Origin of the sequence: Okeania sp. SIO2B3 (assembly GCF_010672525.1) — a bacterium.
Lineage (GTDB): Bacteria > Cyanobacteriota > Cyanobacteriia > Cyanobacteriales > Microcoleaceae > Okeania.
In genome coordinates, this window is the sequence record NZ_JAAHGH010000032.1 from 58,810 (window position 1) to 68,670 (window position 9,861).

Genomic DNA, 9,861 nt, shown 5'->3' on the forward strand with positions numbered 1-9,861 from the left:
ACATTCCCAACGGATTACTAGGATTTCTGGGATCTCACACCATATCTGATTTGATTTTCATGGTTGATCGCTGGCGGTTGTTAACTCAAACCAGCTTAAATTTATCATAACATAAAATTTGTAAATTAATGGGACTCAATGTCCCATTAATTTACCGTCGATTCATCTGGTCACCAAATTTTCAATTATGGTGTGAGGCTTCTCGACGCTCTAGCTAAAATCTGCTTATACAGTATATGTATATGTGGATAATTCTATAATTACTTCAATATCCAATCTCCCCTACTTCCCCACTCTCTCCAACTATATAAACCGGATTTTATATAACTTCTAAATTCTCAATTCTAAATTCTGACTTCTGACTCCTAATTAAATAATTGGTTGATGAATTTCTCCTAACATTACTTTGGCTTTAGCTCCAGTAACTTCTGGCAAATTACTAGGAATTTTTAAAGAACGCCAATAAGCTAAAACTGCAAAGGCGATCGCTTCTTTAAAATCTACATCTACACCTACTTCAGCAGTGGTAATTACTGGAATTGGTACTAATAAATTCTGTATCCGTTCTTTTAAATATAAATTATGACTACCACCGCCACATAATAATATTTGATCTGGTAATTTTGGCAAAAAATTTCGATAGCTATGATTAATAGAAGCTGCTGTTAATTCTGTGAGAGTTGCTAGTATATCAGCAGCACTTAAATTATAATTTTCTCCATCAGCAAGACAGTTAAATAAGTAGTCTTTGCCAAATAATTCTCTACCTGTAGATTTTGGTGGTTTTTGTTGGAAAAAGTCTTGTTTTAACCATTTTTCTACTAAGTCTTGACATGGTATTCCACTAGCCGCCCATTCTCCATTTTTATCGTAGGTTTTTCTACCTTGAGAACAGTGTTGTACTGCTAAATCTAATAGTGTATTACTCGGACCTGTATCCCAACCTAAAATACTATTTTTGAAGTCTGGTGATTTTTGACTTTTAATATAAGCGACATTTCCTATACCACCTAAATTTTGAATGCAGCGACTATATTTAGGGTGGCTCAGTAAATGAATATCTACACAAGGAACTAAGGGTGCGCCTTGACCTCCTGCAGCAATATCAGCAGCCCGAAAATTACTAATAGTGGGAATACCTGTGATGTTAGCAATTAATTCACCACGTCCTAACTGAAGGCTATAACCTAATTGTTGAGATGGTGGACGGTGATAAACGGTTTGACCATGAGAGCCAATAATTTCTGCTCGTATATCACTTTTTTGATTAATTGTAAATGCTGCTTGGGCAAATTCTTGGGCAATAGCATCATCAAGTTCTGCCAGTTCAGCCATTGATAGAGATGCACCCCCACAAACACTCAGAATTTGCGAGCGTAATTTTTCTGAGTAGGGATAAGTAGCTGCTGCTAGTAGTTCAACTTTTAAATTTGTTTGACCACCAGCAACATCAACCAAAGCTGCATCTATACCATCGACAGAAGTGCCACTAATCAAACCAATAATTTTGGTCATTTTTCATTACCAGCAATGACAATTACTACTGTGATATTATCGCGACCTCCTCCATCTTTAGCTGCATCTACAAGTTCTTTAGCAATAGGTTCACAATCATCACTAGAACTTAAGATCGGGACAATTAGCGTGTCAGATAAGTCTTCTGTCAATCCATCACTACAAAGTAATAGGCGATCGCCTGTTTGAATATCAACAGGTAAGATATCTACTTTACCCATATCTTCCCTACCTAAACATTGAGAAAGTACATGACGCCAAGGATGTACTCTAGCTTGGTCGGGAGTTAAAGCATTCTGTCTCACTGCTTGAGCTACCCAAGTTTGGTCTTCTGTAATTTGTTCTAACTTTTGGTCTCGAAGTCGATAGAAGCGAGAGTCACCTACATTTGCACACCAATATTCTTGTTCTCGGAAGATCAGCACTACAGTAGTGGTGCCCATATCTGAACGTTCTGGGTTTTCTAGTTGGTCGTATAAAATTGCTTCATTGGCTTTGAGAAAAGCATCTTCTAACAACTTTGGTGATTCTATAACATCCTGCCAATGGCTAACAAGATAGTTTTTAATTACTTCCGCAGCAATTCTACTAGCTTCTTGGCCACCTGCGTGTCCTCCCATACCATCAGCAACAATAAAAAATCGTCCTTCAGGGTCTATGTAGTAAGAATCTTGATTAACTGAGCGAATACAACCTTTATCAGTAGTACCTGCGAAATTCAATTTCATAGAATTTAGTTGAAGGCTTTTTGTCCCATTTTGATATTTATTATCCACCTATATATTTAATATCCCAATTTTTATATACTTTATTTGTATTCTAGCACTACAATGTTGCTAATTAATAAAGTATATATCTTGCCAGAAAATTACAGCAGATTCGGTGATTAATGTTCTGAAATTTACGGGGTCATTTCAGTTATCAGTTAATAGTTTACGTTGAAATTTACCTAACTTTTTGAGATTTTTTGTAAGTGGTTTTGGTGCATTAATTTTCTCACCATTATTTAATGTAGCAAAAGTAGAGATACCTAAGTCAATTGGTATTTACTTATCAGACTTTGGCAAATACTCTGCACAAGTTTTTACTACAAAACTCGCAAAATATCTATTTGCTGAATCTCTAATGATAGTTACTGATGTTGGCTTACTTGCTAAGGATCTTGACCAAACAATTTTTATTTTGCCTATTTTTTAGTAAGTAAATTTTATCTTGACCAATCTTGTAATTAGCTCCTACGAACCTAGTAGATTGTCTGGAATTTCTACTTTTCAACTTAGGAGGTTTAACTTTGATACCTCTATCTTTGCCACAATAGCTATTAAAGAAGTTTTTATATGCAATATCTAAATCTTTAAGAGATTGTTTTCATTAATTGATAATTGATAATTACCTCGGGTTTTAACCGTCCTTGATTGAATATAAGGAAATATTATTTCTTCTCTTGGTCGATGGTCGGACAGCGAGGAAACCTCGCCATCCCACCCTACGGGAAGCTAGGCTTTACATGTTGCGTAGCAAAACGACCGCTTTTTCCCCGATCCAGGGGAGGCTTCAAGGCGCGAATTATTTAATTATTAATTATTAATTATTCGGTAATGGTGTAGATGCAATTTCTTTCAACTAGACCAGCTCTTTCTTAGCTTGAGTTATGAGTTGTTTGGTTAAATCAACATAACTAGGCTTTTTTTGATGATTAGCATACATTTGATTACAATACACTAATGATTGATTCCAAACATATCGCAAACAGCCAAATACTTGATTTAATTTAGTTATTTAAATCTGTTATGGAGATATACTATATTTGTATCTTGCTTTCATTTTTTTCGACCTTTATTAACACTAAGACTTAACTGTCTAGCAGTATTATATACTATTATTATAGCATGATTTGTTTGTCAGTGATAGTTGGCGTTCATCCTGACACCAAATTTTAAATTATGGTGGGGGTTTTCTGGCAACATTTTAGATAAATTTATCTAAATGTTGGCAGAAGACCCGCGCTCTCCCGTAGGGGAGCGTCGGGATGAATGCCAACCCGTGCTATAATAATACTACTTAATATTAGTAACAGGCTAAAACATTGAAAGCCAGATACAAGTATCGCATATATCCAAATCATATTCAAATAATCAAATTAAATCAACTATTTGGTTGTTGCAGATACGTTTGGAATAGTGCATTAGCACACTGTAACCAACTGTATACTAATGGTCACAAGAGACCTAGCTATGTGGACTTAAGCAAACAATTTATAACTCAAGCTAAAAGAGAATTAGTTTGGTTAAAGGAAGTAGCATCTACTCCATTGCAACAGTCTCTCAAAGATTTAGACCAAGCTTACAGGAATTTCTTTAACAGTTGTACTGGAAAACGTAAAGGAATTAAAGTTAAACCTCCTAAATTCAAGAGTAAAAAGTCTAGACAAGCAGTTAGATTTGTCGGAGCTAATTACAAAATTGGTCAAGATAAAATCTATCTGCCAAAAGTAGGAAAAATTAAAATTATTTGGTCAAGACCTAAGCCGCGCAATTCTAGCTCAGTTACTATAATTAAAGATAGTGCAGGACGTTACTTTGCTAGCTTTGTAGTAGAAACTTGTGCTGAACATTTACCTAAGACTGAAAACTCAATAGGCATTGACTTGGGCATTTCAACTTTTGCAACTTTGAGTAATGGTGAGAAGTTTGAAGCTCCTAAACCACTTAAAAAAAACCTCAAGAAATTAGGTAAGTTTCAACGTAAATTTGCCAAAACTGAGCTAGGTAGCAAACGTCGTGAAAAGGCAAGGGTTAGAGTTGCTAAACTTCACGCAAAAGTCAAAGACATTCGTACGGATTTTCTACACAAGCTATCAACTGATTTAGCCATAAATTACGATACTATCGTATTAGAAGACTTAAATGTTTCCGGCATGGTTAAAAACCGCAAATTAGCGAAAGCAATTAGTGATTTAGGTTGGAGGCAATTTAGAACTTTAACTGAGGCTAAGTGCAAGAAATATGGTAGAGAATTTAGAACTATTTCTAGGTGGGAGCCTACATCTCGAAAGTGCTCTAATTGTGGTTTCAAAGGAGGCAAAAAAGAGCTAAATGTTAGAGAATGGACTTGCTTAAATTGTGGCACGTTTCACGACAGAGATATTAATGCAGCAGTTAATATTTTAGAAGCTGTTCAACCGAAAACCAAGGTTGAAATAGTCAAAGGAACAGTAGCAAAAAATCCTGTACAGCTATCACTTTTTAATGAAGTCGCCGAGGGTCAACCGGAGACAATTAAACGGACACGGAGGAAACGTCAGACTGAAAAGCCAGCAGATTCCTGTGATGTGTCAACCCGCCCTGAGTCATTCCTTCAGCAAAGGTCTGTTTGATTGATGGATGGGAATCCCGCGCTGTCTCGCAGAGCAGCGTCGGGAGGATGTCAACTAAAAATCAACTCACAGCTATTATTCCTAAATTGGCTCTAAATAAAAGAAGTTTTTTTGACTTGAAGAGGGAGTCAGAATCAATTAGTGGTATTCAGACCTGCCACTAATTGGGGTTTGCGCTTCACTAGTCTTTTAGTAGGGCTAGGAGACAACCCACCCCTCCCCCCTCCCCCGACCGTGGAGGGGAGAAAAGGGACGAGAGCGAAGAGGTAGGAGCGGGCGTTTTGTCCCAAGATTGTTCTGCCCAAATCTTGACCAAAATCCTCAATTTTTGAACCATTACCACTTAAAACCTCACACTTTTTGATACTTAAAAAGGCTAAAACTATTATCTATAAAGACTTTTATATTTAATCAGCAAGCCCTAATTGAGTACTAGCAAATCATCAAACTTGGTGGAGATATTAAACCCATTTATTTATCCCCTGTTGTACAGAATTATATTCTGACTCCTGAGGACTGAGGACTGAATTCTTTGTTGATAAATCATGGAATTAATTGTTGAATTCGAGCCAAAGGAATTTCTACCCATTCAGGACGATAAGTAAGTTCATAATCAAGTTCATAGACAACTTTTTCTAAGAGATAAACGTCTAAAAGTACTTGTATTTCTTCTTCGGTTTTAGGCAAGAATGAACCTGACATTGTATTGTTTAGGTAAGCTTTTAAAAAGGATATGCTTATCCAGCTATACCAAAATGTAGACCATTGTTCCATGGCTAGTAAATTTTCTGGACGAATCATTCCATTTTTTATTTCTTCCCGGAGAGCAACATTAGCTGCATAATAGAATGACTCTAACATTATTGCTATATCTCGAAGTAAGGAACGCTTCATGCGACGTTCATTTAAAGGTCGAACTCCTTCTCCTTCAAAGTTAACAACTACAAAGTCTTTACCTGTAAATAATACGTTTTCTAAATGATAATCTCCATGGCAACGAGTACGCATTGCGGTAATTTTTCGTTCTACGACAGAACCTAAATGTCTCATAATTTGGTCCTGACGATTAATTACATTTTTCGCTAATTGTTGTGTATCTTGTGGAAATCCTGATAAGTGTTTTTTCAGCTTTAATAATATTCTTCCTGTCTGGTTTCTCATGTACTGATAAACTGACCTTTGATAAAAAGGTGTAAACTGTTCGGGAGCAAAATTTGGATTCTCTAAATCAGAGGCTAAAGTCTGATGAATATTTGCTGTAACTTTACCTAAATTTTCAGCGAAACTTATATAAGAACCAATCAGATCGGAGACTTCTTCAGTAATCTCAATATTTAAAACATTATCAACAGTAATTTGAGGAATTTCTAACTCATTTACAGATGTATTTTCTACCATTATTCTGTCAAAATAATCCCTCAAAACATCAGAAGTATAAGACCAACCGTCTCTTGCTTCAGGAATAAATTCTTCTAATATACCAATGGTCATTAAGTTGGTTCCCTGTTGGTGATATTCCAGATATCCTGCTGTTTGAGAAATATTTCCTGCAATTTCTGAATTTTGAGACCTAGATTTCTCTGTCAAGAATTTGCCTACTTCTAAATCTGGATTAATACCAATTTCTAGTTTTCGTAATAACTTAAATATTAATTCTGTACCGAAATTAATCAGAGTTTTATCATGTTTTTCTGAGGAAATCTGAGGATTAATATTTCCTGTATTTGTCTGCATTATCTCTGCTAACACATCGGTATATTTTCCTCGAATAACTCCTTTATTTCCTTGATATTTTTGGTTTTGGGCGATGGCATCAAAAGGCATATCTAAAAATTCTCTATCTCCCAACACATCAAACAAAATTCCCGACTTTTCTTGCTGCTGTATTTGCAACTCTGCAATAATCTTTTCCCTGGGAATTTGAGGGGTTATTTCTGTGGGAATTAAATAGCTCAAACCAATCAAATATGTTTCTGGCGACCCCTCTGTATAATTAAAATCTAAAAATATTAAAGCAGTTTCTTTTTGTTGATAATCAATAGGAATTACTTCTGTAATTTCTGTAGATTGAATCACTTTATTTTTACCTCCAAACCAAGGGAAGCTACTCAAATAATTAGGTAAAATTGATTCTAATCTACTCTTGATTTCTGCCTGAGAAAATATATCTTTCCAATTACCCGCTAAAGTCAAAACAGGAAGTTTACTCAGAGGTTTTGGAGTATCAATATAAGTTTGTTGTGGCTGTAAAGTAAACCAGTAAAAAGCATAAGGACTTAAACTAAAAAAGTATGGATGCTCCTCGATAGCTGGAAACTTAGTTCGACCAAAAATTTCCACAGGAACCATACCATTAAAAGCTGATAAATCTAACTCTACTATTTGCACGAAACGAGAGAGATTAGCAACCACTAAAATATGCTGACCAGAATATGTACGAGTAAAAGCCAAGACCTTCCTATTTTCCGGGTGCAACAATTCAAACGAACCCCGTCCAAAAGCTTGAAAACGTTCCCTCGTAGAAATCAAACGCTTCATCCACCACCACAAAGAATTAGAATTAGCCTGTTGAGCCTCCACATTAATTGTTTCGTAATGGTATTCAGGGTCAACAATAACAGGAGCATATAACTTTTGTGGATTTGTACGACTAAAACCTGCATTCCGGTCCGCAGTCCATTGCATCGGAGTCCGCACACCATTACGATCGCCCAAATAAATATTATCTCCCATACCTATTTCATCGCCGTAATACAAAACCGGAGTCCCTGGTAAAGACAACAATAAACTATTCAGCAACTCTATTTGCCGACGGTCATTTCCCAATAGAGGGGATAAACGGCGACGAATACCCAAATTTATTCTGGCCTGTGGGTCTTGAGCATAAGCCTTATACATATAATCTCGGTCTTCATCGCTCACCATTTCCAGAGTTAACTCATCATGGTTACGCAAAAACAAAGCCCACTGACAGTTATTGGGAATAGAAGGAGTTTGTTTGAGAATATCAGAGATTGGAAAATTATCCTCCATCCGCAAAGCCATAAATAAACGAGGCATCAAAGGGAAATGGAAGTTCATGTGACATTCATCTCCGCTGCCATAATACTTAGCCGCATCTTCAGGCCACTGATTAGCCTCTGCTAATAACATTCGATTAGGATATTTGGAATCTATGTGGCCCCGTAATTTTTTGAGAAAGACGTGGGTTCCTGGCAGGTTTTCGCAGTTAGTACCCTCTTCAACACAAAGATAGGGAACTGCATCAAGGCGCATTCCATCAACCCCCATGCTCAACCAAAAGTCTGCCAACTCTAAAACAGCATCTTGTACCGCAGGGTTTTCGTAGTTGAGGTCTGGTTGATGATAAAAAAAGCGATGCCAATAGTAAGCTTGAGCTACAGAGTCCCATGCCCAATTAGAATTTTCAAAGTCTTGGAAAATAATCCGAACTTCTGGGAATTTATCAGCACTGTCACTCCAAACATAAAAATCTCTTTCTACACTACCTTTGGGAGCGCGACGTGCTCTCTGAAACCAAGGGTGCTTGTCAGAAGTATGGTTGACTACAAGTTCGATAATGACCCGAATTCCTCTGTCATGGGCAGCATCTAGAAGTTGTTGAAAATCTTCTATGTTGCCGTAGATAGAGTTAATACTTCTATAGTCAGCAATGTCATAACCATCATCTCTGAGGGGAGAGGGGAAAAATGGTAGAGTCCAAATTGCTGTTACTCCCAGGTCTTGCAAATAGTCTAATTTTTCTGTAAGTCCCTGAAGGTCTCCAATACCATCACCGTTACTATCAGCGAAAGCTCGAACTGGTACTTCATAAATTATGGCGTCTTTGAACCAAAGTGGGTCGTTTTTTAGCATAGGGTTATTTCAGTTATCAGTTATCAGTTATCAGTTATCAGTACCTCTGGCGCTCACCCAGAGGGTTGAAATAATCAACTGTTATCTTTTCATCCCCTATCGAAGGGGAGGCTTTGGACCTCTTTTTTTTGGTAAGGCTTTTTCTTTCTATAGTTGAAGATTCCAGGTAATTATAGCTGAAGTCAGAACTTAGATAGGGAGATGGGGAGTGTGGAAAAGGTGGGGATATCGGCGTATTTTTCTATCATTGTGTATAGAACCCATTTGATCGCTTTATGGTAGTCAAGTCTTTTCGCGCATCAATGAGTGAGGAAAAATCTTCTGTTGGTATGTTGAATTTTTTGTATTATTTCTCCTCACATCTTCCCTCTTACCTCCCCCTCCTGGGAGGGGTTAGGGGTGGGTTGTCTCCTGTCTCCTGTCTCCTAGCTAAATTAATATTTATAGAAGATACGATCGGGGGTTCTATAGAGCAATAGTGAAATTTTACAATTAATTTTTCGATTCTTGATTGACTAATAAATTTTCTATGAGTGGAGGAAATTCTTGGTCAGGAGATTTGGTTGAATATTTTCTCAGGTATGGAAATCGACTTTTAGTCTAGTCATCTTCAAGGTTTGATGTTCTACTGTTGCGAATGGGGAAATAGTCAGAGAAGATTTTTAATTTTTCGATTCTTGATTGACCAATAAATTTTCTGTGAGTGGAGGAAATTCCGGGTAGAGAGATACACTCAGATATTTTCTGTTAGTGGAAATAAAGTCTGAGTTGTCTTGCTCTGTAGGTTAGATGTTCTACTATTGCGTATGTCGCAATAGTCATTTTTACAATTAATTTTTCGATTCTTGATTAACTAATAATTTTTCTGTGACTAGAGGAAATTTCCGCTAGAGATAGAGTCAAATATTTTCTCAGATGTAGAAATAAACCCTCAGTTGTCTTACTTTCTAGGTTTGATGTTCTACTGTTGCGTATGTCGCAATAGTCATTTTTACAATTAATTTTTCGATTCTTGATTAACTAATAATTTTTCTGTGACTAGAGGAAATTTCCGCTAGAGATAGAGTCAAATATTTTCTCAGATGTAGAAATAA

At 36.6% G+C, this 9,861-nt stretch carries 6 protein-coding genes; 2 read left to right on the forward strand and 4 right to left on the reverse strand.

Translation table 11 applies throughout. From position 1 onward, the window contains the following. Positions 1–369 precede the first annotated feature (369 nt). Both F6K15_RS20480 and F6K15_RS20485 read right to left on the reverse strand, forming a co-directional pair. A complete protein-coding gene (locus F6K15_RS20480; protein WP_293063708.1) occupies positions 370–1,515 on the reverse strand; it encodes an anhydro-N-acetylmuramic acid kinase in 1,146 nt (381 codons plus the stop codon). Continuing rightward, positions 1,512–2,243, reverse strand: a complete 732-nt coding sequence (locus F6K15_RS20485) for a PP2C family serine/threonine-protein phosphatase (protein WP_293063710.1) — start codon at positions 2,241–2,243, stop codon at positions 1,512–1,514. Before F6K15_RS20485 ends, F6K15_RS20480 begins: the two co-directional genes overlap by 4 nt. Positions 2,244–2,472: 229 nt before the next feature. Between F6K15_RS20485 and F6K15_RS20490 the strand changes: the two genes are divergently transcribed. Then, the gene (locus F6K15_RS20490; protein WP_293063712.1) at positions 2,473–2,712 is read left to right on the forward strand and encodes a hypothetical protein; all 240 of its coding nucleotides are present in this window, start codon (positions 2,473–2,475) and stop codon (positions 2,710–2,712) included. 426 nt (positions 2,713–3,138) lie between these two features. On the opposite strand, the gene F6K15_RS38500 is transcribed toward F6K15_RS20490, so the two are convergent. Next, complete coding sequence (locus F6K15_RS38500; RefSeq protein ID WP_363268368.1) at positions 3,139–3,294, reverse strand: helix-turn-helix domain-containing protein; 156 nt, start codon at positions 3,292–3,294, stop codon at positions 3,139–3,141. 307 nt (positions 3,295–3,601) lie between these two features. Here F6K15_RS38500 and F6K15_RS20495 point away from each other — a divergent pair, with 307 nt between their 5' ends. Further along, entirely contained in the window at positions 3,602–4,891 is a 1,290-nt protein-coding gene (locus tag F6K15_RS20495) for an RNA-guided endonuclease TnpB family protein (protein ID WP_293063714.1), read from the forward strand. 543 nt (positions 4,892–5,434) lie between these two features. On the opposite strand, the gene treS is transcribed toward F6K15_RS20495, so the two are convergent. Continuing rightward, positions 5,435–8,767, reverse strand: a complete 3,333-nt coding sequence (gene treS, locus F6K15_RS20500; RefSeq protein ID WP_293063716.1) for a maltose alpha-D-glucosyltransferase — start codon at positions 8,765–8,767, stop codon at positions 5,435–5,437. Between the last annotated feature and the right edge of the window lie 1,094 nt (positions 8,768–9,861).

Excerpts from the sequence above, each read along its gene's own strand:
- F6K15_RS20485 (WP_293063710.1), bottom strand. The coding sequence starts at position 2,243 with ATGAAATTGAATTTCGCAGGTACTACTGATAAAGGTTGTATTCGCTCA.
- treS (WP_293063716.1), bottom strand. The coding sequence starts at position 8,767 with ATGCTAAAAAACGACCCACTTTGGTTCAAAGACGCCATAATTTATGAA.
- F6K15_RS20480 (WP_293063708.1), bottom strand. The coding sequence starts at position 1,515 with ATGACCAAAATTATTGGTTTGATTAGTGGCACTTCTGTCGATGGTATA.